Below are 22100 nucleotides of genomic sequence, written 5' to 3' on the forward strand. Positions count from 1 at the left end.
ACCTGAATACCCCACGCGTTTCCGGCGTACGCCCACGAAAGAAGAAGACACCATGACACCACCACGCATCGCGCCCCTGGAGGGCATCCGCGTCCTGGAACTCGGAAACTACATCGCCGCTCCCACGGCTGGGCGGCTGCTCGCTGACTTCGGCGCCGAGGTCATCAAAGTCGAGCGGCCCGGCACCGGCGACGAGCTGCGTAACTGGCGGCTGCACAAGGGCGACACCTCCATGTTGTACCGGACCATCAACCGCAACAAGAAGTCCGTCGTCCTGGATCTGCGGACCGAGGCCGGCAAGGAGGCGGTCCTGAAGCTCGCCGCCAAGTCGGACATCCTGCTGGAAAACTTCCGCCCGGGCACCCTGGAGAAGTGGGGTCTGGGCCCGGAGGTGCTGAACGCGGCCAACCCGGAGCTCATCATCACGCGCATCTCCGCCTTCGGACAGACCGGCCCGCTGTCCGAACGGCCGGGCTTTGCCGCCGTGGCCGAGGCGTACGGCGGGTTCCGGAACCTCGTTGGCGATCCCGACCGTCCGCCCGTACGGGTCGGCGTCTCCATTGGGGATTCCATCGCCGGACTGTACGCCGCGTTTGGCTCCATGATGAGCCTCTACCAGCGGGAAGCCCGACGCCGGGACTCGTCCGGCACCGTGCCGCTCACCGAGCGCATCATTGATGTGGCGCTCAACGAGGCCATGTTCTCCATGATGGAATCCCTGATTCCCGATTACCAGGCGTACGGAGTGGACCGGCAGCGCGTGGGCGGCAGGATGGAAGGGATAGCGCCTTCAAACGCCTACATCTGCAGGGATGGGGCCAGCATTGTGGTCGCCGGCAACGGGGACTCCATCTACCAGCGGTACATGCAGACCATCGGCCGCCCTGACCTTGCCGAAGACCCCGCCCTGCAGAGCAACGCCGGCCGGTGGGACCGGCGCGAGGAACTCGACCAGGCCATCGGCGCCTGGACCGCGGAACTGGATGCCGCAGATGCGCTGGCCGCCCTCGACGCAGCCGGCGTTCCGGCCGGACCCATCTACACGGCGGCGGACATCAGCACCGACAGCCAGTACGCTGCCCGCAACATGGTCCAGAAATTCGACGTCTCCACCGGCCAGGAGGTCCTGCCCGGCGTCGGCTTCCCGGGTATTGTTCCGGTGATCGGCAGCGAATCGCTCCCCATCCGGAACCTCGGCCCGGACCTGGGCGAAAACACGGCAGAAATCCTCTCCGGGCTCCTCGGCATGGACCGGGCAGAGATCAATGCGGCGACCGGCCGCGAGGAGGCACTCCGGGCATGAACCAGCACCACGACTCGGCCATCCTGCGGGACGTCACCCTGCGGGACGGGCTGCAGCTCACCGGGAAAGTCCTGTCCACCGAACGGAAGCTGGAGACGGTCCGGGAACTGCTCCGCCTCGGCGTGCCGGCCATCGAGCTGGGCTCCATGGCCCGCCCGGACCTCGTCCCCACCATGGCCAACACGCTCGAGGTGGTCCAGAACCTGACTCCCGAGGAGCTGGAAAGGTGCTGGATCTGGGTGGCCACCCCCCGCCACGTGACCAAGGCCGCGGCCGCCGGCGCGCGCAACTTCCAGTACTGCCTCTCGGCGTCGGACTCGCACAACAAGGCGAACATCGGGCGCACCACGGAGGAGAGCCTCGCCGCGCTGCCCCAGGCTGTGGAGTACGCACAGGCGGTCAACGGGCAGATCCAGCTGTGCATCGCGACGTCCTTTACCTGCCCGTTCGAGGGGACCGTGCCCGAGGAGCGGATCCTGGCGATCGCCAACGACCCCCGTGCGGAAGGAACCACGGACATCGTCCTCTGCGACACCCTGGGCCAGGCCATCCCCGCCCAGGTGACCGGCCTCATCCAGCGCGTCCTGGCGGAATCCCCGGCGCGCCGGATCGTGTACCACGGGCACGATACCTGGGGCCTGGGCGTGGCCAACACCCTCGCCGCGATCCAGGCCGGTGCCGCCATGGTGGACGGTGCGCTCGGCGGACTGGGCGGCTGCCCGTTCGCCCCGGGTGCCAGCGGGAACACCTCCAGCGAGGACATCCTGTTCGCCAGCCGGCCCGGCTGGGTGACTCCCGAAACCTTCGCGGACCTCGTAGTCCTGTCCGAGAAGCTGCTCGCCGAACTGGGCGAGCCCAACCGTTCCAAGGCGGCGCAGGGCGCCAGGTCCAAGGCCCCGGCGTTCGAATGGGTCATCCCGTCGGACAGTGCTGCTTCCGCGGCGCCGTGCACGACGAGAGGGCCGTGCACGACGAGAGGCGAGTAGGAATGGGCAGCAGTTTCCTGGTCACCACGGCGATTCCGGACCCCGGGCTGCAGCTGCTTTCCGACGCCGGCACGGTCACCGTGCTGCCGTCGCCTCCCGACTATGAGAGGCTGGCGGCGCTGTGCGCCTCGGGCGAGTACGACCTCGTCCTCACCCAGCTGCGCGACGTCATCGACGCCCCACTGCTGGCCGGCGCGCAGGTGAAGGGCGTGTCCAACTTCGCGGTCGGGTACAACAACATCGACGTGGACGCCGCCACGCGGCACGGCATCCTGGTGGGCAACACCCCCCGGGGTGCTGACGGACGCGACTGCGGATATCGCAATGCTGCTCGTCCTCGGCACTGCCCGCCGTGTGGTGTAAGCGGACCGGCTGGTCCGCGACGGCAAGTTCCACGGTTGGGAACCGGAGCTGCTGTTGGGCCGGGACGTCTCCGGTGCGGTGCTGGGCCTGGCCGGGTTCGGCCGGATTGCCCGCGCCACCGCCCGCCGTGCCCTGGGTTTCGGGATGGAGGTGCTCTTCGCGCCGCAGCCCCCGGGTCACCGGCAGGTCGGCGACGAGGAGCTGGGCGAGTTCGCGGGGAAGGTACGGCAGGTTTCCTGGGATGAGCTGGTGGGACGCAGCGACTTCCTGTCCCTGCACGTGCCCCTCAACGACCAGACCCGGCACCTGGTGGACCGGGCGGTGCTGGAGCGGATGAAGTCCGATGCCATCCTGATCAACACGGCCCGCGGTCCGGTGGTGGACGAGGCCGCCCTGGTCGGGGCGCTCCGGGAGGGGCTCATTGCCGGCGCAGGGCATGGTGGCAGCGGGCGGCTCCGCCGCCACCGACGGAGGGGCCGGCGCCGTCCAGGCCATCAACGACGGCGGTGGCCTCAGGGGTGCCCGGCTCACCGTGCTCTCCGCTGTCACTTCGACCTTCCTGGATGCGCCGCGGATTCTTGGGCCGCAGAAGGGCGCCGGCCACGCCGAGATCGAACTGCTGGAACAGCGGCTCGGGCAACTGGCGGAGTCGTATCCCCGCAACCCCGTTGGCGTGCCGCGCACCGGGGCGGCGGGTGGCCTGTCCGGCGGGCTGTGGGCGCACTTCGGCGCCGAACTCGTCTCCGGAGCGGACGCTGTCCTGGATGCCGCCAGTTCGACCGGCATCTGGAAGCTGCGGACGCCGTCGTGGTGGGTGAGGGGCGGCTTGATTCGCAGACCGGGGAGGGCAAGATCATTTCCGCGATCCTGGAACGGGTGCGCCGATCGGGTATTTCCGCTTCGCGACCCTGATGTTTCCCGGCGGGGCTTCCCTGCGGGGCGCTAAGCCTCGCCGGGAAACCGGCCGCCGATCAGTCGTGTCATGTGCTCGGCCGTTGCAAGCAGCGGCTCAACCCAGCCCTCACAGGTCTCCAGGGGCATCCGCAACGTGGGTCCGCTGACGGTCACCGCGCCCACCAGTCCGGCCGCGGAGTCGAAAACCGGGGCGGAAAGCCCGGATGCCCCGTGTTCACGCTCACCCACCGTAATGGCGAACCCGTCCGTCCGGGTTTGCTTCACCACGCCCTCGAGATCTTCGGAACTGGTGATCGTGGACTCGGTGATCGGCTCCAACGGATCCTTGAGCACGGCGTCCATGAGATCGGGATCCCACGCCAGCAGGACCCGGCCCGCCGAGCCGGCGTAGAGCGGAAGCACCTTGCCCAGGTGCATCTCCCGGCGCAGCGCATGGCGGGTCTCGGCCATGGCGACACACACCCGGTAATGCTGCTCGGCCTTGAAGAAGCAGGCTGTCTCGCCTGTGGTGTCCCGCAGGGTCTTGAGCAAGGGGCTGATGACGTCGATGACTTCCATCCCCCGCGTGGCAGGGGCAGCCCAGTACGCCATCCGCATTCCGATGCGGTAGGCGTCCTCCTCCCGGTCCAGAAAGCCCTGGGAGGTGAGGTTGGTGACCAGGCGCTGGACCGTGGAAGTGGGCATCCCGGTGTACTCCCGGATGTCACTCAGCGACAGCACCGGCCGGGAGAGCGAGAAGGCGTCCAGGATCGACGTGATTTTCCCCAGGACAAGCAGGGGGTTGCTGCTGGATTTCGCTGAAGCATCGGCTGCCGACATAGGACTCACGCTAGACGGTGGCTTCACCCCGGTCCAATCCTTCGGCTCAACCCCGGACCCTGGAGTTTTTGTACAGATAACGGCCGCAAACGCCCCTGCAGCCCGCGATATCTGTACAAAAACTCCATCCGCTGCTCCGTAAGTGCCGTTTCCTGTTCTCCTTGAAGATGACCAGGGTCAGGACCGGGGCGAGGAGCCGAGGTTCACGGGGTCTTCGTCGGTCAGGTAGGCGAACTCGGAGTGGGCGGCGAGGTCGATGCCGCGGAGTTCGTCCTCTTCATGGATGCGCAGGCCCATGGCCATGTCCACCACCTTGGCGATCACCCAGGTCAGGCCGAAGGAGTAGGCCAGCACGGCAACGGTGGCGAGCGTCTGGATGCCCAGCTGTGTTGGCCCGCCGCCGTACAGCAGGCCGCTGACTCCGTTGGGCGCGCTGTCCGTGGCGAAGATGCCAATGAGCAGCGTGCCGATGATGCCGCCCACGAGGTGCACGCCCACCACGTCCAGTGAGTCGTCGAAGCCGAGGCGGAACTTCCATTCGATCGCCAGCGAGCAGACGGCGCCGGCGATCGCGCCGATGGCCACCGCGCCCAGCGGGCTGACAGCTCCGCAGGCCGGGGTGATGGCCACGAGGGCGGAAACCAGGCCCGAGGCGGCACCCATGCTGGTGGTGGCGCCGTGCCGGATACGTTCCACCAGCGCCCAGGCGAGGAGCCCGGCAGCGGCTGCCACGGCCGTGTTGAGGAACACCACCGACGCCGAGTGCCCGGCGGTCAGCGCAGATCCGGCGTTGAATCCGAACCAGCCGACCCAGAGCAGGCCCGCGCCCACCAGCACCAGGGGACGGCTGTGGGGCTTGGAATGTTCCATCTTGGGCCAGCCGGAGCTGCGGCCCAGGACCAGTGCCAGGGCGAGGGCGGCGGCACCGGCGTTCATGTGCACGGCCGTTCCGCCGGCGAAGTCAATGGCCTTAATGCCGTTGGCGATCCAGCCGCCGGTCACCGAGCCGTCCGCGGAACTGAACGCGAAGACCCAGTGCGCGATGGGGAAGTAGACCAGCGTGGCCCACACCCCGGCGAACACCATCCAGGCGCCAAACTTCATCCGCCCGGCGGCCGCGCCGGCAACCAGCGCGGTGGTGACGCAGGCGAAAAACAGTTGGAAGGCTGTGAAAAGCGCCGCCGGCAGGGCGGCGTCGGGGTTGTCCGTCAGCATCGGCTCGAGGCCTGCGTACTGCGTGATATCCCCGATCAGACCCAGGCCGTTCACGGAATTGCCAAAGGCCATCGAGTATCCGAACAGTGCCCACAGCACGGCCACCAGGCTGGCCCCGCCGAAGCACATCATCATCATGTTCAGGATCCGGCGCGATCCCACCATGCCTCCGTAGAAGAGGGCCAGGGCGGGAATCATCATGCACACCAGTGCAGAACTTGCGAGGATCCAGGCAACATCTCCAGCGTTCATGGGAACTCCACTCAAGAAATCGGTGTGGTGGCATTTTGCTGAGACCGGACGAATGCCGTTTGTCCCCACAACATAGAGCGCCGGAATCCGCGGTGGGTTTCAGGAAAGTAAATTGCTTGTCACCATGGTTGGGTGTCACGTGGTTTTGTCACGACGACGACGGCGGCTGGCCCCCCATTTAGCCCGCCGCCGTCGTGTCTGTGCTGAGTTAGCCTGTGTTGAAAGCGCTCCTAATGCGTGACACTGTGGGTGGTGTCCCCCGAGCTCGGAAGCTCGCCCAGCCAGCCGGGCACGGCTCCGGCCACGCCCAAAGATCCAATAGCGATTGCCCCCACCACAGCCAGTGCACGGAAATGGGCCGACGCCGTGGTCCGTTCGTCCGGCTCGCCGGACCCCCTGCGTTTGGCGCCGAGCAGGACGACGGCGATCACCAGCGTTCCCAGCTCGAGGAGGCTAGCGGCCGAATCGGCCAGGCCCACAGGCTCGGGCACGTTGGCATCAGGGCCGAAGGGGAGCCCCGACGTGCGGGACCACACCCACAGAACCAGCGGCACGGCCGAGGCAGCCGCAATAGCAACGAGGACATCCAGGCCGGGCCGTCGCAGCAACAGGACGCCGCCGGCCACCTCTGCCAGCGCCAGGGCAAGGAAGAAGGCGCTGGCGACCACCCAGTGACTGAAGTGGTCCGGGATGACAGCGAGATGGATGGCGGCGGAACCGAACAGTGCCACCGCCGCCAGCGTCCGCCGAAGGTCCGTCGTGCCCGTCCGGGCTCGACCGGTCACGGCACGGCGCGGGGTTCGCCGCGGCGTCGCCTTCTGCTGCCGGCTGACGTCCAGCCGCCCGCCCCGAATCGCCACCGTCCACCCGGTCACCACGAGGTTGGTGACCAGGAGCAGGCCGACGCCATAGCCAAAGGCAGCCAGCTGTAGTCCCAAGGATGCTTGATCCAGCTGTTCCACGGACTGGACGGACGACGCGTGGTGGAGGGAGCCCATGAGGTCGTGCTGCAGGGCGTAGTCCCAGGCTTCACTGGCGGCCAGTATGACGGTCCCGGCGACTGTGCCGGCGGCAGCAACCAGCAGGGCGGTAGTCAGGAAGGCCTTCTTGCCGGCCAGCAACGGCCCGAACCACCGCAGCGCCAGCGTCACGGCCGCAATGACGGCCAGGACAAACGCCGGGAGCAGCACGGTTGACTCCCGAAGCCAGCTCGCAAACGGCTCCTGCGTGCGCTCGATGGCCCCCACGGCGCCCCTGAGCGACACCATCCAGAAGCCATCGGCGTAGGCCATCATCGCCGCCAGCGGGATGATCGTCAGCCAGGGGACGGCGGGGCGGGCCGGCGCCGGGGCGCCGGTCCCGCTGCTGCTCCAGTTCGCAGTGCCCGCGGGTACCGCTGTCATGGCGTGATCTCCCAGCCGAACATCATGGCGTGGTCCTCGTGCGCCAGGTTGTGGCAGTGCGCCACATACGGCCCCACGAAGTCCCGGAAGCCGCGGTAGATGATCACCGACTCGCCGGGATCCAGGGCCACCAGATCCTCACGTGAGACATCGTCAGGATGGGACTTGTCGCCGCCGCGGGTCACGTCCCTGCCATTCCGCATGACCGTCCGGTGTTCCTCCATATGCAGGTGGAAGGGGTGGACCCAGCCGCCGCCGCCGTTGCGGATCTCCCAGAGGTTGTAGCTGCCCTTCTTCTGCTGGGCCAGCGGGGACCGTCCCGCGCGGTTCTTGAGGCTGGTGGCAACGGTGTCCGGCACGAACGGCTTGCCGTTGATGAGCCACTCTGTTTCGCCTCCGCCCGAGCCGCGTTCCACCTCGAAGATCAGCCGGTTGTCCAGCATGGTCTGCCAGTTGCTCGGCAGTGGCGGCAGGTCGCGCATCTTCACGGGGATCTGGCTGTCATCGGGAGCGTCGTCGCCGATCACGATTTTGATCATCGGCACCTTGTAAGCGGCGTCAGGGGAGAACCGGGACGAGTTGCTCCACATCCGCCCGTTGGGCATCTTCATGACGTTGGTCAGGTAGATGACGTCGCCCTTGGTGGTGGGGCGTACCGTCCTGGTACCGGCTGAAGTCCACCACCACTTCACGCCGCTTGGCCGGCCACAGCTCAAAGGAATCGCGCTTGATCGGGAACGGCAGCAGCCCGCCGTCGGATGCGATCTGGGTGAACTGCATGCATTGCTGGCCGTCCGGGATCCGGTACTGGCCCTCGAGTTCGTCGCCCTTATAGCCGAGCGACACGGAGCTCTTAGGGCCTTTCGTGGAGCTCATCAGCTTGAACTCGTAGATCCGGGCGATGGACGCATCGAGGAACCGGAAGCGGTACTTGCGCCGCTTAACCTCCATCACCGGGTTGGCGGTGCCATTCACGGTGAAGATGTCTCCCACGAAGCCGTGGTTTGGGAAGTGCTTGTAGAACGTCTTGCCCCACCATTCGGGGTGCTTGGCGGGGTTCTTGGCGGCCGGGAACTCCTTCTGCACGTCGTGGATGTCCTTGTGCATGGTGACGCCGTCATCCAGCCGGCAGTCGTAGAAGGCCAGCGGAATGTCGTAGTCGACGTCGAAGGACCCGTCCGGGTTGTCCTTGCGGACGCCCGGAAGCCGCAGGCCCTGGCGCTCGTCGCCCATGTCCATGCCGTTCTTGGGGTCATAGATGGGGTAGAGGCCCACCATGCCCTTGTAGACGTTGGAGCCGGTGTGGTCCATCCGGTGGTCGTGGAACCAGAAGAAGCTCTGCTTTTCGCGGTCATCGTTGCCCGCCGGCCAGTTGAGGTAGAGGTTGTCGCAGAAGGTCTGCGGCATGTAGCCCTCGTACTTGGGCCCGCTCACCATGGTGTAGTGCGGGTTGCCGTCGCTCTCGGGTGCGGTGTGCCCGTTGTGCAGGTGGGTCAGGAAGGACCAGTCCGGCGAGCCGAAGTCCTGCCGATCCAGGTTAAGCGGGTTCTCGTCGAGGTGGTTCTCGAACCGGACCAGCGCGGGCTTGCCGTATTCGGCGTTGATCATCGGGCCGGGGAACTGGCCGTTGAACCCGTAGATGGTGCTCAGCGGCAGCGTGCGCTTGGTCCCGGCCGGGTACGTCTTGCGCTTCTCGTCGAAGGAGATCGTGGGCCGGCCGTTCGCGTCGATGGGAAGTACCTGCGATGTAGTGAAGGCGTGCTGCCGCAGGAGCAGGTCGATCTTGTACACCAGGGGATCGGGGGAGCCGATCGTGTTCGGCCAGATCTGGTGCCGCTCATTCTTGAAGGAACTCTGCTGGCCCTGGCCGGGACCGGGCGGGTCGCTCCACTCGGTGTAGCCCTTCGTGAAGCCGTCGCCCACGGCTGGCGTGGGGGCCAGGGCCTTGGGAATAGGCAGCTGGTCCTGGAACGGCGTCAGGATCAGCGGGCTGGTTGGGAACGCCTCGATGTAGAACAGCAGATCCCCGAGGGCGGTGGAGGAGGCAGCGAACGCGCCGTCGGGCGAAAGGAGCCCTTTCTGCGCGAGCAGGGGGCCCGCCCAGCCCTGGGCGGCGACAACGGCCGCGCCGGCACCTCCGGCCGCGCCCAGCCGCAGGAGATTGCGGCGGGACACATTGTTTGTGGTTGCGGATTCTTCTGACATGGAAACGCGCCTCCTTAAACGGGGCAAAAAAGAATGGCCTGCCGGCCCCGGTAGTGTTTAGCTCTCAGGGCTTTCCCGGCGGTTTCAGCACCGGAAATCCTGGCCTTGCGGAAGCTGGCTGCGCTTGTCGTTGCCCCGCGCAACCACTGTGCGGGCCGGGGCTTGGGAAAACATTGGACGATTGCAGTGCATACCCCCTCAATGAGATGGGTAGAAGGGGGTGGCCTTTCCAAGGCCGGGCCCAGGCTCCCGCCGCGCTAGAACAGCGGGGCGAGCCCGTTCCACCCGGCGCTGACACGCACCCGGGAGGCGAACTGACCTGTGCCGAGCCCGGGGTAGAGCCACAGGACGCCGGCGGCATCGCGTGCCAGCAGGTCCGGGTTGCGGTCGCCGTTGAAGTCGCCGGGACTTACGACGGCGGTCATGACGTTCCAGCCGGCGCCCACCCTGACGCGGGGGAGCCAGCCGCCGGTGCCGCTGCCGCGGTACAGCCACAGGACGCCGGTGGCGCGCTCGCGTGCCAGGACGTCGACGGTGCCGTCGCCGTTCATGTCGCCTGGGCCTGCCAATGCATTGATGGCGTTCCAGCCGGCGCCCACTTTGACCCGGGGCAGGAACCCGCCCGTGCCGTTGCCGCGGTACAGCCAGAGGAAACCGGTGGCAGACTCTCGGGCAAGGATGTCCACGCGCTGGTCACCGTTGAAATCACCGGGACCGATGATCGCGCTGAAGGCGTTCCAGCCGGCGCCGATCCTAATCCGCGGAAGGAACCCCCCGGTGCCGTTGCCGCGGTACAGCCAGAGGATGCCGGTGGCGTCCTCTCGGGCGAGGACGTCCAGCGGGCCATCGCCATTGAAGTCGCCAGGCGTCTCAAGGGCGCTGTAGCCCCGCCAGCCATTACCGATCCGCACACCGGGGAGCGGACTGCCGCGGCCGTTCCCCCGGTACAGCCGCAGTTCGGCGGTAGCAGTCACCCGGGCCAGGATGTCCGTGTTCCAGTCCCCGTTGAAGTCGGCCGTCGAGCGGGACAGGGTTGACGCCGGAACGGGCAGGGGAGTGAAGGCGTAGGGGTCGCAGGTCAGGTCGTAGTCCCGGACGTCGTCGTACCACTGTGAAAGGTATACGCGGCCGCCGGAGAAGCTGGGCGAGCGGCAGAGGTTCAAGGCTTCGGCGGGGAAATCCAGCCGGCCGGCGGTGGCCCACACCGGTACGCCGGAGAGCCGCCAGGAACCGGTGATGCTTGCCCAGCCCGAGGCAAACGAGTACAGCCCATAGGAATAGCCGGAATCCCGCAGGCCACGCATAAGGCCCTCGACGATATACCGGTTTTCGCGCTGCTGCGCGGCGCTGGCGGTGGGCCACGGCTGGGCCGGGCGGGGTTCGACGTCGATCCACACCACCCGCGGCGCGAACCGGACGCGCGCCAGGCTTGCAATCGCAAACCGCGCTTCCGCGTAGCCGACGTTGGAAAGCTGCCCCGCCCGGGTGGCTGCGGACCACGGTCCCGAGGACCGGTGGGTGGTGAGCTGGGTGGCCGTGGGGAAAGCGGCCATGGTGTAGGCCTGGGCCGGCTTGCGGTTGCTGGACGCCCAGGCAACTTGGCTGGCCAGGCACGGATTCTCCGTGAAGGGCAGTCCCTTCGTCAGGCCGATCACCACGAACTGGGACGTCGCCGGCGGGAGGGGCAGGCCGAAGCCGCCCATCGACGTCGGGCACTGGGGCCAGGAGATGTCATGGCCATTGAGTGATACTGCCCGTGCGGGAGTGGCGCCGGGCAGGTATCCAAGGAGGAGGGCAAGCAGGAGCAAAAGGCCCGTCAGCATGTGCCGTGCGGAAAATCCGCCCCCCGAATGATGAACTTTGCCGTCCATCGCCAGTGCTCCTTTGCTCCCATCAGTTTACGTCCCGCGGCGTCCATTCGTGCTTCCGGCTTAGGTCGCGCACAATTACCCCATGGCAAAAACCAGTGCCCGGATGCCCCGGCTTGAGGATGTGGCGGAGCGCGCGGGAGTCTCGCACCAGACCGTGTCCCGGGTGATCAACAACCACCCCAATGTCAGCAAGGCCACCCGTGAGCGGGTGGAGGCAGCGATTGCCGAACTGGGGTACAGGCGCAACACCGCGGCGCGGAGCCTGGTCACCCGGAAGTCGCAGACCATCGGCGTGCTCGGCAGCGAGCTGTCCCAGTACGGTCCCGCCAACACGTTGCTGGGCGTTGAGCATGCCGCGCGCGATGCCGGTTACTTCGTCAGCATCGCGGCCCTGCGGGCGGTGAGCCGCGAGGCGATCTTCGATGCCATCCGGCACTTCCTGGATCAGTCGGTGGACGGCATTGTGGTGATCGTGCCGCATTCCGAGACGCTCCTTGCCCTCGAGGAACTGAAGCCCGGGGTGCCCGTGGTGGCCGTGGGATCACTGGGCAGCGAGTCGGTAAGCGGCGCCATGGTGGACCAGAAGCGGGGGGCCGAGCTCGCCGTCGGGCATTTGATTGAGCAGGGCCACCGCCGGATTGGCCACATTGCCGGCCCGCAGGACTGGATCGACGCCGTGGCGCGCGCGGAGGGCTGGAGCGCGGCCCTGCGGGCAGCCGGCCTGGATGACAACCTTGTGGTCGAGGGGGACTGGAGCGCCGGAAGCGGCTACGAGATCGGGCGGAGGCTGGCTGCGGAGCGGACCGCAACGGCGCTGTTCGTGGGCAATGACCAGATGTCGCTCGGCTTGCTCCGCGCCTTCAATGAGGCCGGCGTCCGCGTGCCGGAGGACGTCTCCGTGGTGGGCTTCGACGACCAGCCGGAGTCGGGCTATTTCACGCCGCCCCTCACCACCGTGCGGCAGGACTTCGAGGAGCTCGGCCGGCGCTGCATGGATCTGATGCTGAGCGCCATCGAGAAAGGGGACACGGTGAGCACCACGGTGGTGGAGCCCGAACTCGTGGTTCGCGGGAGTACCTCCGCCCCTGCCTGATCCTGCGTTCTCCAGAAATCAAGGTAGGTACTTGACGGAGTAAGTTGTTAGCGCTCACAATAGTTTCAGCCCGGAAAGCAACGGGCCTTTATCTGGAGGATTCATGGACGTCACAGCAGACGGCAGCGAAAACTATGTCATCGGGGTGGACTATGGCACCCTGTCCGGCCGGGCCGTGGTTGTGCGGGTCCGGGACGGCAAGGAACTCGGCAGCGGCGTGTTCGATTACCCGCACGCGGTAGTCACCGACGTGCTCCCGGCGGACGTGGCTGTCGTTGCCGATGAAACAGCCGCCCGCCTTCCCGGGGAATGGGCGCTGCAGGTGCCCAACGACTACCGGGACGTGCTGCGGCACGCTGTTCCCGAAGCGATCGCGGACGCCGGGATCGACCCGGCCGCCGTCGTCGGCATCGCCACGGACTTCACCGCCTGCACCATGGTGCCAGTCAAGGGAGACGGCACCCCGCTGAACGAACTGCCGGGTTACGCAAACCGGCCCCATGCGTACGTCAAGCTTTGGCGCCACCACGCCGCGCAGGGCCAGGCGGACCGCATCAACGCGCTGGCCGCGGAACTCGGCGAATCCTGGCTGCCGCGGTACGGCGGGCTGATCTCGTCCGAGTGGGAGTTTGCCAAAGGGCTGCAGTTGCTGGAGGAGGATCCCGAGGCCTACGCCGAAATGGACCACTGGGTGGAAGCCGCCGACTGGATCGTCTGGCAGCTCTGCGGCAACTACGTCCGCAACGCCTGCACCGCCGGCTACAAGGGCATCTACCAGGACGGGCACTACCCGTCCGATGACTTCCTCGCCGCCCTGAACCCGCAGTTCAAGGACTTCGTGAGCGCCAAGCTGGACCATGCCATCGGCCGCCTGGGCGACGCCGCGGGTTACCTGACCGCCGAGGCCGCCGCCTGGACCGGACTGCCGGAGGGGATCGCCGTGGCCGTCGGCAACGTGGACGCCCACGTCACCGCCCCGGCCGCGAAGGCAGTGGAGCCGGGCCAGCTCGTGGCCATCATGGGCACCTCCACCTGCCACGTCATGAACGGCGCCGAGCTCCATGAGGTGCCCGGCATGTGCGGCGTGGTGGACGGCGGCATCGTCGACGGGCTCTGGGGCTACGAGGCCGGACAGTCCGGTGTGGGTGACATCTTCGGCTGGTTCACCAAGTACGGTGTCCCGCCCGAATACCACCAGGCCGCAGCCGAGGCCGGGCAGGGCATCCACGAATACCTGACGGACCTGGCCTCCGGGCAGGCGATCGGCCAGCACGGCCTAATCGCCCTCGACTGGCACTCGGGCAACCGCTCCGTGCTGGTGGACCACGAGCTTTCCGGCGTGGTTGTCGGCCAGACCCTCGCCACCCGGCCGGAGGACATCTACCGGGCGCTGCTCGAGGCCACCGCCTTCGGCACCCGCACCATCGTGGACGCCTTCAGGGATTCCGGCGTTCCGGTGAAGGAATTCATCGTGGCCGGCGGCCTGCTGAAAAACCAGCTCCTCATGCAGATCTACTCCGACGTGACCGGCCTGCAGCTCTCCACCATCGGCTCCACGCAGGGCCCGGCCCTGGGCTCGGCCATCCACGCGGCCGTTGCCGCCGGGAAGTATGCCGATGTCAGGGCCGCCTCCGAGGCGATGGGTGCTGCCCCGGGCGCGGTCTACACGCCCATCCCGGAGAACGTCGCGGCGTACGACGAACTGTTCCGGGAGTACCGGACCCTCCACGACTACTTCGGCAGGGGAACCAACGAGGTCATGCACAGGCTCAAGGCCATCCAGCGCAACGCTGTCCAATCACCGAACGCCCAGTCCCTGCACGCTGAAACCCTGACCGCTGAGGAGGTTTCGGCGTGAGCGCACTGCTGGAAACCATCGCCCGTATCCGCCGCGAGGTCTGCGAATTGCACGCCGAGCTGACCCGGTACGACCTCGTGGTCTGGACGGCAGGGAACGTCTCCGGCCGGATCCCCGGCTACGACCTCATGGTCATTAAGCCGTCGGGCGTCTCATATGACGATCTGACCCCGGAACTCATGGTGGTCACCGACCTCTACGGCACCCCGGTAAGCAGCCTGAGCGCAGACGCCGAAGGCGTTCCGGCCCAGTGGGAGAACCCGGACCTCACGCCGTCGTCGGACACCGCGGCCCACGCCTACGTCTACCGGAACATGCCCGACGTCGGCGGCGTGGTCCACACGCACTCCACCTACGCCACGGCCTGGGCAGCGCGCGGCGAGGAGATCCCGTGCGTGCTGACCATGATGGGCGACGAGTTCGGTGGCCCCATCCCGGTGGGTCCGTTCGCCCTGATCGGCGACGATTCGATCGGCCGCGGCATCGTGGAAACACTGCGCGGATCCAATTCCCCGGCGGTGCTCATGCAGAACCACGGCCCGTTCACCATCGGCAAGGACGCCCGTTCCGCAGTCAAGGCCGCCGTGATGTGCGAGGAAGTAGCCCGCACGGTCCACGTCTCCCGGCAACTCGGCGAACCGCTGGTCATCGACCCGGCCCAGATCGAGTCGCTCTACGACCGCTACCAGAACGTGTACGGCCGCTAGTTCCGGCCCCCCGCACACCCAAGACTTTCAAAGGAGACACCAATGTCCAGCGCCAACAACACCTCCCTCGAGCACTACGAGGTCTGGTTCCTCACGGGCAGCCAGCACCTCTATGGCGAGGACGTGCTGAAGCAGGTGGCGGCCCAGTCCCAGGAGATCGCGGCCGCCTTGAACGCGTCCTCGGAGGTCCCGGTCAAGCTCGTCTGGAAGCCCGTGCTGACGGATTCTGACGCGATCCGCCGGACCGCGCTGGAAGCCAACTCGGACGATTCGGTGATCGGCGTGACGGCGTGGATGCACACGTTTTCCCCGGCCAAGATGTGGATCCAGGGCCTGGACCTGCTCCGCAAGCCGCTGCTGCACCTGCACACCCAGGCCAACGTGGAGCTGCCCTGGGCGGACATCGACTTCGACTTCATGAACCTGAACCAGGCCGCGCACGGCGACCGCGAGTTCGGCTATATCCAGTCCCGGCTGGGCGTGCCGCGCAAGACCGTCGTGGGCCACGTGTCCAACCCGGAGGTGGCCCGCCAGGTGGGAGTCTGGCAGCGCGCCTCCGCCGGCTGGGCAGCCGTCCGGAACCTGAAGCTGACCCGCTTCGGGGACAACATGCGCAACGTTGCCGTCACCGAGGGTGACAAGACCGAGGCGGAACTGCGCTTCGGCGTCTCGGTCAACACCTGGTCCGTCAACGAACTCGCCTACGCCGTGCACGGCGCCGCGGAGTCCGACGTCGACGCCCTGGTGGCCGAGTACGAGCGGCTTTACGACGTGGCGCCGGAGCTCCGCTCCGACGGAGCCCGCCATGAATCCCTCCGCTACAGCGCCCAGATCGAACTCGGGCTGCGCAGTTTCCTCGAAGCCAACGGCTCCGCCGCCTTCACCACGTCCTTCGAGGACCTCGGCGAACTGCGGCAGCTGCCGGGCATGGCCGTCCAGCGGCTCATGGCCGACGGCTACGGCTTCGGTGCCGAGGGCGACTGGAAGACGGCCATCCTGATCCGCGCGGCCAAGGTCATGGGCGCCGGGCTGCCCGGCGGTGCCTCGCTCATGGAGGACTACACCTACCACCTGGTGCCCGGCCAGGAAAAGATCCTCGGCGCGCACATGCTCGAGGTCTGCCCCTCCCTGACCACCGCCAAGCCGCGCGTCGAAGTCCACCCGCTGGGCATCGGCGGCAAGGAGGACCCGGTCCGCATGGTCTTCGACACCGACGCCGGCCCCGGTGTGGTCGTCGCCCTGTCCGACATGCGCGACCGGTTCCGCCTCGTGGCGAACGCCGTCGACGTCGTCGACCTCGACGAGCCGCTGCCCAACCTCCCGGTGGCCCGGGCCCTCTGGGAGCCGAAGCCCGACTTCGCCACCTCCGCCGCCGCCTGGCTGACCGCCGGAGCCGCGCACCACACCGTCCTCTCCACCCAGGTGGGCGTGGACGTGTTCGAGGACTTCGCCGAGATCGCGCAGACCGAGCTGCTCACCATCGACGAAGGCACCACCCTCAAGCAATTCAAGAAAGAACTCGCCTGGAACGCCGCCTACTACAGGCTGGCCGGCAGGCTGTGACGGAGTCCCGGGCTGCGACCGAGTACAAAATCCGGGCGGGGGATTACACCGCTGCCGTCACGGCACAGGCCGGTGCGCTGCGGGAGCTGCGCCACCGGGGACGGAACCTGATTGTTCCGTTCCCGGAGGGCGGGTCCATCCCCGACTACCGGGGCATCGTCGCGGCGCCCTGGCCTAACAGGATCGCCGACGGACGGTACACGTTCGACGGTGCCGAGTACGAGGTTCCCGTCAACGAATCCGACCGCGGCTGCGCCCTGCACGGGCTGGCGTTTCCCCTGGACTGGGTCATGGAATCGCATGACGAGTCGTCTGTGACGCTGTCCTGCACGCCGCAGCCGACGGGGGGATACCCGCACTCGGTACGCATCGTCGTCGAATACCGGCTCACGGAGGACGGCCTGCACAGCCAGGTCACGGCGTCGAACCTTGGCGCTTCTGTGGCGCCGTACGGCGTCTGCCCGCACCCCTACCTGGTGGCTGGGCCCGCACCGCTCGATGAGTGGACCCTTCAGATCCCCGCCGGGCAGTTCCTCGAGGTCACCCCGGACCGGCTGCTGCCGAAGGAAACGCGCACCGTGGAGGGCCATGAGTTCGACTTCCGCGCGCAGCGCGCCATCGGCGCCACGGAGATCGACCACGCGTTCACTGGCATAGCGTTCGACGGCGGTACGTCCGACGGCGGCCGGCTGGCCCGCGTGCTGGTCCGGGACCCGGGCGGGACCGGCGTCGGAATGGCCTGGGACCGCACCTGCCAGTGGCTGCAGATCCACACCGCCGACAAGCAGTCCCCGGCCCCCAACCGGCTGGGGCTCGCCGTGGAACCCATGACCTGCCCTCCTGATGCCTTCAACAGCGGCGTGGACCTGATCCGGCTGGAACCGGGCGCCACGCACGAGGCATCCTGGAGCATCTTCGCCACATGAGCGACCAGGCCACGCCACGTCCTCCCGTCATGGAGGACGTGGCGCGCCTCGCGGGCGTATCCCACCAGACCGTGTCGCGGGTACTCAACACCCATCCGAATGTCAGCGCCCAGACCCGCAGGCGTGTGGAACGCGCCATCGCCGAGCTGGGATACCGCCGCAACACCGCTGCGCGCAGCCTGGTTACCCGGCGTTCGCAGGCCATCGGGGTCCTGGGCGCCGGCACGGCGCACTACGGCCCGGCCAACACGCTGCTGGGCGTCCAGCAGGCAGCCCGGAATGAGGGTTATTCCGTCAGCATGGCCAGCCTCAGCGAGGTGACCACCGCCGGCATCCACGATGCCCTCGAACACTTCCTGCTGCAGTCCGTGGACGGGATCGTAGTGATCGTTCCGCACGAGACGATGCTGAAATCGCTGCACACCATCGCACTGTCCGTCCCGCTGGTTGCCGTGGGGTTCGGCGCGGATGCGCGCCTGACGGTCGCGGCCGTGAACCAGCGCGTTGGTGCAGGCCTTGCCGTGCAGCACCTGGTGAACCTCGGGCACACCGCGATTGCCCACGTTTCGGGACCGCAAGACTGGATTGACGCCGCGGCCCGGACCGAGGGCTGGCGGCGCACACTGGAGCAGGCCGGATTGCCGGAGGGCGTGCTGATTCCGGGCGACTGGAGCGCCGAAAGCGGCTACCGCGCCGGACTGGAGCTGGCAGCGGCAGGCAACGTCACCGCCCTGTTCGCGGCGAACGACCAGATGGCCCTGGGGGCACTGCGCGCGTTCAACGAGGCAGGCCTGCGCGTGCCGGAGGACATCAGCGTGGTGGGGTTCGACGATCAGCCGGAGGCCGCTTACTTCGTCCCGCCGCTGACCACGGTGAACCAGGGGTTTAAGGAACTCGGCGCGCGCTGCATCCGGATGCTGTTGTCCGACATGGCCCATGGCCCCTCGGCAGCGGCTTCGGTGCTCAACCCCAAGCTCGTGGTGCGGAGCTCCACGGCACCGCCGGCCGGCTAACGGATAGGGCGGGCTGAGGGGTCCCGTCAGGGCCTCCCACGTGCGACAGGTCGTTGCCGACCGCAACAGGAAGACCGGGACGGCATTTTCGGTGACCGGGTGGCGGGACTGCAGGCCGACGTCGTCATTGATCCGGTCTGCTTTACGTTCGAGTCTGCTACCTCTCTGGTCAACCCGCTCCGCGGCGAGATCGGGTACCTGTCGGGCCCGGCTGGCATCCCACCGCCGCCTGGTTCGATCAGACGGCGAGGCTGGAAACGGCACTTGGGAACAGTTCCGCGAATCGACCACGCCGGAGTACGCCGAGTCCAGTTGGGGCCACCTCTACCGCAGCCGTTGCTTCACCATCGAGAAGGCCAAGGCCCTCACTGCCTTAAACGCGGAGCCCCTCCCGCGGGTCGTTACCGGGGGAGGGGCTCCAGCTCTGCTGGTCAGTAACGCGTCAACGAATGGCTTCGCGGGTCATTCCGAACGGGACCTGGTCAGAAAGCGCGGCCGTGTAATTTCCGGGCCTGTGGCGCGTGACCAGGATTCCGTGCGTGCCCGTGAGCATCGCGAGTTCCTGGAGGTTCTTCACTGCTGCTTCGAGGTGCTCGTCCAAGGCGTGCCGGTTGGTGACGTGGATGTCGATGGAATCGAGGAGGCCGGTCATGGCGTGTCCTTTCCGCTGGCTGTGGGTTGGTTGGTTATGCGGTTTTCAGGCGTTGCCCGGATCGCGGCTGCCCGCTGCCACGGGCGTGGCGGCCTCGGCCGGTGCGTTTGTTGGTGCCGGTGCCTTCGTTTGTTCTGTGGCGGGCGGCGTGGTTTTGAGCCTGAAGCGCTTGGCGATGGAGGATCCGCCGCCGGCGCGGTTCTTGTTGAAGATGTCGAAGCCGACGGCAATCAGGAGCACCAGGCCCTTGATCAGCTGCTGGTAGTCGGTGCCGAGGCCGAGGATCGACATGCCGTTGTTGAGGACGCCCATGATGAGGCCGCCGATCATGGCTCCGGCCACGGTTCCGATGCCTCCCGTGACTGCTGCTCCGCCGATGAAGGCGGCGGCGATGGAGTCGAGCTCGAAGCCTGTACCGCCAGCGGGCTGGGCCGAGTTCAGGCGGGCCGTGAAGATCAGGCCGGCCAGGGCGGCGAGGACGCCCATGTTCACGAAGAGCCGGAAGGTCACAGCCTTCGTCTTGATGCCGGAGAGCTCGGCGGCGTGCAGGTTCCCGCCGATGGCGTAGGTGTGCCGGCCGAAGATGCTGTTGTTCATCAGCGCGGAGTAGGCGATGACCAGGCCCGCGAGGACGATCAGTACGATCGGGGTGCCGCGGTAGCTGGCGAGGAGGAACGTGATGACGAGCATCAGCAGGGCAATGAATGCCGTCTTGGTGGCGAACCATGCCATCGGTTCGTTTTCCAGGTTGAACCTGCGGCGGACGCGCCGTTCCTTGATGGACTGGAACAGCAGGGCTGCGGTACCGCCGACGCCGAGGATCACGGTGAGCCATTCGAGCACTGAGGTGCCGCCCGAGATGTCCGGCAGGAATCCGCCGCCCAGGGCACGGAGCTCGTCCGGGAACGGGGTGATCTGCTGGTTCTTGAGGGTGATCAGGGTAAGGCCGCGGAAGATGAGCATGCCGGCGAGGGTGACGATGAAGGCGGGGATGCCGACGTACGCGATCCAGTACCCCTGCCAGGCGCCTACGAGGGCGCCGACGAGGAGGCACGCTGGGATGGCCGCCCACCAGGGCCAGCCCCAGTGGACGATCATGACGCCGGCGACGGCACCGATGAACCCGGCGATCGAGCCGACGGAGAGGTCGATGTGGCCGGCAATGATGACCATGACCATGCCGATGGCCAGGATGAGGATGTAGCTGTTCTGGACAACGAGGTTGCTGACGTTCTGCGGCTGGAGCAGGATCCCGTCGGTGAGGACCTGGAACAGCAGGACGATCAGGATCAGGGCGACGAAGATGCCGACCTGGCGGAGGCGGCTTGCCAGGAAGCCGAGGGATTCTCGTAGGGCGGACATGTCCGTTATTCCTTCTCTTTTGTCATGTAGTGCATAAGGGTTTCCTGGGACGCCTCGGCGATGGGGACTTCACCCGTGACGTGGCCGGCAGACAGGGTGTAGATCCGGTCGCAGATGCCAAGGAGCTCCGGGAGTTCGGAGGAGATCACAATGACGGCTTTGCCCTGGGCGGCGAGCTCGGCGATGATCGTGTAGATCTCGTACTTGGCTCCGACGTCGATGCCGCGGGTGGGCTCGTCCAGGATCAGCACGTCGGGGTCGGAAAACATCCATTTGCTGAGGACCACTTTTTGCTGGTTGCCGCCGGAGAGCTTGCCGGTGATGGCCGCAACCGACGGTGCCTTGATGTTCATGCTCTTCCGGTAGCTGTTAGCCACCGTGGTTTCCTTGTTCGCGTCCACCCAGCCGCGTTTGGCGAGCTTGGGCAGGGCAGCCATGGAGATGTTGCGCTTGATGTCCTCGATCAGGTTCAGGCCGTAGTGCTTGCGGTCCTCGGTGGCGTAGGCGATGCCGTGGCGGATGGCGTCGGGGACAGTGGAGGTGTTGATTTCCTTGCCGTGCTTGAACACCTTTCCGGAGACGGCACGTCCGTACGTCCGGCCGAAGACGCTCATGGCCAGTTCGGTGCGGCCGGCCCCCATGAGGCCGGCGAGTCCCACCACTTCACCCTTGCGGACGTTCAGGCTGGCGTTGTGGACCACGGTGCGGGTGTGGTCCTGCGGGTGCTGGACCGTCCAGTCTTCGATGCGCAGGACTTCCTCGCCGATCTGCGGTTCACGCTCCGGGTAGAGGCTGTCCAGGTCGCGGCCCACCATGCCGCGGATGATGCGTTCCTGGGTGATCTGGCCCTGGTCCACGCGCAGGGTCTCGATGGATTTGCCGTCCCGGATGATGGTGACGGCGTCCGCGACCTTGCGGATTTCGTTGAGTTTGTGGCTGATGATGATGCTGGTGACGCCCTGGCCCTTCAAATGCAGGATCAGGTCCAGCAGGTGGTCGGAGTCCTCATCGTTCAGGGCCGCGGTGGGCTCGTCCAGGATCAGCAGCTTCACTTCCTTGGACAGTGCCTTGGCGATTTCGACAAGCTGCTGCTTGCCCACGCTGATGTGCTGGATGGGGGTGACCGGGTTTTCGCTCAGGCCGACCCGGGCCAGCAGCTTGGTTGCTTCCAGGTTGGTCTTGCGCCAGTCGACCCAGCCGCGGGAGGCCAGTTCGTTGCCGAGGAAGATGTTCTCCGCGATGGACAGGTACGGGCTCAGGGCCAGCTCCTGGTGGATGATCACGATGCCGCGCTTCTCGCTGTCGCTGATGGACGCGAAGTCGCACGGTTCGTTCTCGAAGAGGATGTCCCCCTCGAAGGTGTTGTGGGCGTATACGCCCGAGAGCACCTTCATCAGGGTGGACTTGCCGGCCCCGTTTTCGCCGCAGATCGCATGGACCTCGCCGCGGTTCACATCCAGGGTGACATCCTGGAGAGCCTTGACGCCGGGGAAGGTCTTCGTGATCCCGCGCATCTGAAGAATGGGTACATTCATTGGTTATTTCCCGCTGATCTGTTCGATGAGCTGATCTGTTCGAGGGGGGTGTGGGGGCG

17 protein-coding genes and 2 pseudogenes are annotated in these 22100 nt (G+C 67.0%); 10 read left to right on the top strand and 9 right to left on the bottom strand.

Annotated elements, in window-relative coordinates; translation table 11 throughout:
* Positions 1-52: 52 nt before the first annotated feature.
* From QFZ33_RS01900 to QFZ33_RS01915, 4 genes and pseudogenes are all read left to right on the top strand, one after another.
* Positions 53-1303 (top strand): CaiB/BaiF CoA transferase family protein, encoded by a 1251-nt coding sequence (locus QFZ33_RS01900; protein ID WP_307024352.1) that lies wholly within the window; start codon positions 53-55, stop codon positions 1301-1303.
* On the top strand, positions 1300-2289 hold the full coding sequence (locus QFZ33_RS01905; protein ID WP_307024354.1) for a hydroxymethylglutaryl-CoA lyase: 990 nt from the start codon (positions 1300-1302) through the stop codon (positions 2287-2289). The genes QFZ33_RS01900 and QFZ33_RS01905 overlap by 4 nt, the downstream gene beginning before the upstream one ends.
* A 2-nt stretch (positions 2290-2291) precedes the next feature.
* A pseudogene (locus QFZ33_RS01910) lies at positions 2292-3087 on the top strand (NAD(P)-dependent oxidoreductase); the annotation flags it as partial.
* Position 3088: 1 nt separating this feature from the next.
* Positions 3089-3564, top strand: a pseudogene (locus QFZ33_RS01915) (glycerate kinase).
* A 30-nt stretch (positions 3565-3594) separates the two neighbouring features.
* Here the strand turns inward: QFZ33_RS01915 and QFZ33_RS01920 are convergent.
* The 6 genes from QFZ33_RS01920 to QFZ33_RS01945 all read right to left on the bottom strand — a co-directional run bounded on the left by QFZ33_RS01920 (position 3595) and on the right by QFZ33_RS01945 (position 11332).
* The gene (locus tag QFZ33_RS01920) at positions 3595-4386 is read right to left on the bottom strand and encodes an IclR family transcriptional regulator (RefSeq protein WP_307024356.1); all 792 of its coding nucleotides are present in this window, start codon (positions 4384-4386) and stop codon (positions 3595-3597) included.
* A 177-nt stretch (positions 4387-4563) separates the two neighbouring features.
* Entirely contained in the window at positions 4564-5853 is a 1290-nt protein-coding gene (locus QFZ33_RS01925) for an ammonium transporter (protein ID WP_307024358.1), read from the bottom strand.
* Positions 5854-6083: 230 nt separating this feature from the next.
* Positions 6084-7256 (bottom strand): hypothetical protein, encoded by a 1173-nt coding sequence (locus tag QFZ33_RS01930; protein ID WP_307024359.1) that lies wholly within the window; start codon positions 7254-7256, stop codon positions 6084-6086.
* The gene (locus tag QFZ33_RS01935; protein ID WP_307024361.1) at positions 7253-7795 is read right to left on the bottom strand and encodes a multicopper oxidase domain-containing protein; all 543 of its coding nucleotides are present in this window, start codon (positions 7793-7795) and stop codon (positions 7253-7255) included. Before QFZ33_RS01935 ends, QFZ33_RS01930 begins: the two co-directional genes overlap by 4 nt.
* A gap of 19 nt (positions 7796-7814) precedes the next feature.
* Positions 7815-9461, bottom strand: coding sequence for a multicopper oxidase family protein (locus QFZ33_RS01940; protein WP_307024363.1), 1647 nt, complete (start codon positions 9459-9461; stop codon positions 7815-7817).
* A gap of 257 nt (positions 9462-9718) precedes the next feature.
* Positions 9719-11332, bottom strand: a complete 1614-nt coding sequence (locus tag QFZ33_RS01945) for an FG-GAP-like repeat-containing protein (RefSeq protein ID WP_307024365.1) — start codon at positions 11330-11332, stop codon at positions 9719-9721.
* 82 nt (positions 11333-11414) lie between these two features.
* Between QFZ33_RS01945 and QFZ33_RS01950 the strand changes: the two genes are divergently transcribed.
* From QFZ33_RS01950 to QFZ33_RS01975, 6 genes are all read left to right on the top strand, one after another.
* The gene (locus tag QFZ33_RS01950; protein WP_307024367.1) at positions 11415-12425 is read left to right on the top strand and encodes a LacI family DNA-binding transcriptional regulator; all 1011 of its coding nucleotides are present in this window, start codon (positions 11415-11417) and stop codon (positions 12423-12425) included.
* 103 nt (positions 12426-12528) lie between these two features.
* Positions 12529-14283: a ribulokinase gene (araB, locus tag QFZ33_RS01955; protein WP_307024369.1), complete on the top strand. Its 1755-nt coding sequence runs from the start codon at positions 12529-12531 to the stop codon at positions 14281-14283.
* Positions 14280-14990, top strand: coding sequence for an L-ribulose-5-phosphate 4-epimerase (locus QFZ33_RS01960; protein WP_307024371.1), 711 nt, complete (start codon positions 14280-14282; stop codon positions 14988-14990). Before araB ends, QFZ33_RS01960 begins: the two co-directional genes overlap by 4 nt.
* Positions 14991-15032: 42 nt before the next feature.
* Positions 15033-16553, top strand: a complete 1521-nt coding sequence (araA, locus tag QFZ33_RS01965; protein ID WP_307024373.1) for an L-arabinose isomerase — start codon at positions 15033-15035, stop codon at positions 16551-16553.
* Entirely contained in the window at positions 16550-17479 is a 930-nt protein-coding gene (locus QFZ33_RS01970; protein ID WP_307024374.1) for an aldose 1-epimerase family protein, read from the top strand. Before araA ends, QFZ33_RS01970 begins: the two co-directional genes overlap by 4 nt.
* Positions 17476-18492: a LacI family DNA-binding transcriptional regulator gene (locus QFZ33_RS01975; RefSeq protein ID WP_307024376.1), complete on the top strand. Its 1017-nt coding sequence runs from the start codon at positions 17476-17478 to the stop codon at positions 18490-18492. The genes QFZ33_RS01970 and QFZ33_RS01975 overlap by 4 nt, the downstream gene beginning before the upstream one ends.
* 442 nt (positions 18493-18934) lie before the next feature.
* On the opposite strand, the gene QFZ33_RS01980 is transcribed toward QFZ33_RS01975, so the two are convergent.
* The 3 genes from QFZ33_RS01980 to mmsA are packed head-to-tail and all read right to left on the bottom strand — an operon-like array spanning position 18935 to position 22041.
* Positions 18935-19144: a hypothetical protein gene (locus tag QFZ33_RS01980; RefSeq protein WP_307024378.1), complete on the bottom strand. Its 210-nt coding sequence runs from the start codon at positions 19142-19144 to the stop codon at positions 18935-18937.
* 45 nt (positions 19145-19189) lie between these two features.
* Positions 19190-20506, bottom strand: a complete 1317-nt coding sequence (mmsB, locus tag QFZ33_RS01985; protein ID WP_307024381.1) for a multiple monosaccharide ABC transporter permease — start codon at positions 20504-20506, stop codon at positions 19190-19192.
* Between the two features lie 5 nt (positions 20507-20511).
* Positions 20512-22041: a multiple monosaccharide ABC transporter ATP-binding protein gene (gene mmsA / locus QFZ33_RS01990; RefSeq protein ID WP_307024383.1), complete on the bottom strand. Its 1530-nt coding sequence runs from the start codon at positions 22039-22041 to the stop codon at positions 20512-20514.
* Positions 22042-22100 lie beyond the last annotated feature (59 nt).

Origin of the sequence: Arthrobacter globiformis, assembly GCF_030815865.1 — a bacterium.
GTDB lineage: Bacteria > Actinomycetota > Actinomycetes > Actinomycetales > Micrococcaceae > Arthrobacter > Arthrobacter globiformis_B.

Excerpts from the sequence above, each read along its gene's own strand:
- QFZ33_RS01900 (WP_307024352.1), top strand. The coding sequence starts at position 53 with ATGACACCACCACGCATCGCGCCCCTGGAGGGCATCCGCGTCCTGGAA.
- QFZ33_RS01905 (WP_307024354.1), top strand. The coding sequence starts at position 1,300 with ATGAACCAGCACCACGACTCGGCCATCCTGCGGGACGTCACCCTGCGG.
- QFZ33_RS01920 (WP_307024356.1), bottom strand. The coding sequence starts at position 4,386 with ATGTCGGCAGCCGATGCTTCAGCGAAATCCAGCAGCAACCCCCTGCTT.
- QFZ33_RS01925 (WP_307024358.1), bottom strand. The coding sequence starts at position 5,853 with ATGAACGCTGGAGATGTTGCCTGGATCCTCGCAAGTTCTGCACTGGTG.
- QFZ33_RS01930 (WP_307024359.1), bottom strand. The coding sequence starts at position 7,256 with ATGACAGCGGTACCCGCGGGCACTGCGAACTGGAGCAGCAGCGGGACC.
- QFZ33_RS01935 (WP_307024361.1), bottom strand. The coding sequence starts at position 7,795 with ATGATCAAAATCGTGATCGGCGACGACGCTCCCGATGACAGCCAGATC.
- QFZ33_RS01940 (WP_307024363.1), bottom strand. The coding sequence starts at position 9,461 with ATGTCAGAAGAATCCGCAACCACAAACAATGTGTCCCGCCGCAATCTC.
- QFZ33_RS01945 (WP_307024365.1), bottom strand. The coding sequence starts at position 11,332 with ATGGACGGCAAAGTTCATCATTCGGGGGGCGGATTTTCCGCACGGCAC.
- QFZ33_RS01950 (WP_307024367.1), top strand. The coding sequence starts at position 11,415 with ATGGCAAAAACCAGTGCCCGGATGCCCCGGCTTGAGGATGTGGCGGAG.
- araB (WP_307024369.1), top strand. The coding sequence starts at position 12,529 with ATGGACGTCACAGCAGACGGCAGCGAAAACTATGTCATCGGGGTGGAC.
- araA (WP_307024373.1), top strand. The coding sequence starts at position 15,033 with ATGTCCAGCGCCAACAACACCTCCCTCGAGCACTACGAGGTCTGGTTC.
- QFZ33_RS01975 (WP_307024376.1), top strand. The coding sequence starts at position 17,476 with ATGAGCGACCAGGCCACGCCACGTCCTCCCGTCATGGAGGACGTGGCG.
- QFZ33_RS01980 (WP_307024378.1), bottom strand. The coding sequence starts at position 19,144 with ATGACCGGCCTCCTCGATTCCATCGACATCCACGTCACCAACCGGCAC.
- mmsB (WP_307024381.1), bottom strand. The coding sequence starts at position 20,506 with ATGTCCGCCCTACGAGAATCCCTCGGCTTCCTGGCAAGCCGCCTCCGC.
- mmsA (WP_307024383.1), bottom strand. The coding sequence starts at position 22,041 with ATGAATGTACCCATTCTTCAGATGCGCGGGATCACGAAGACCTTCCCC.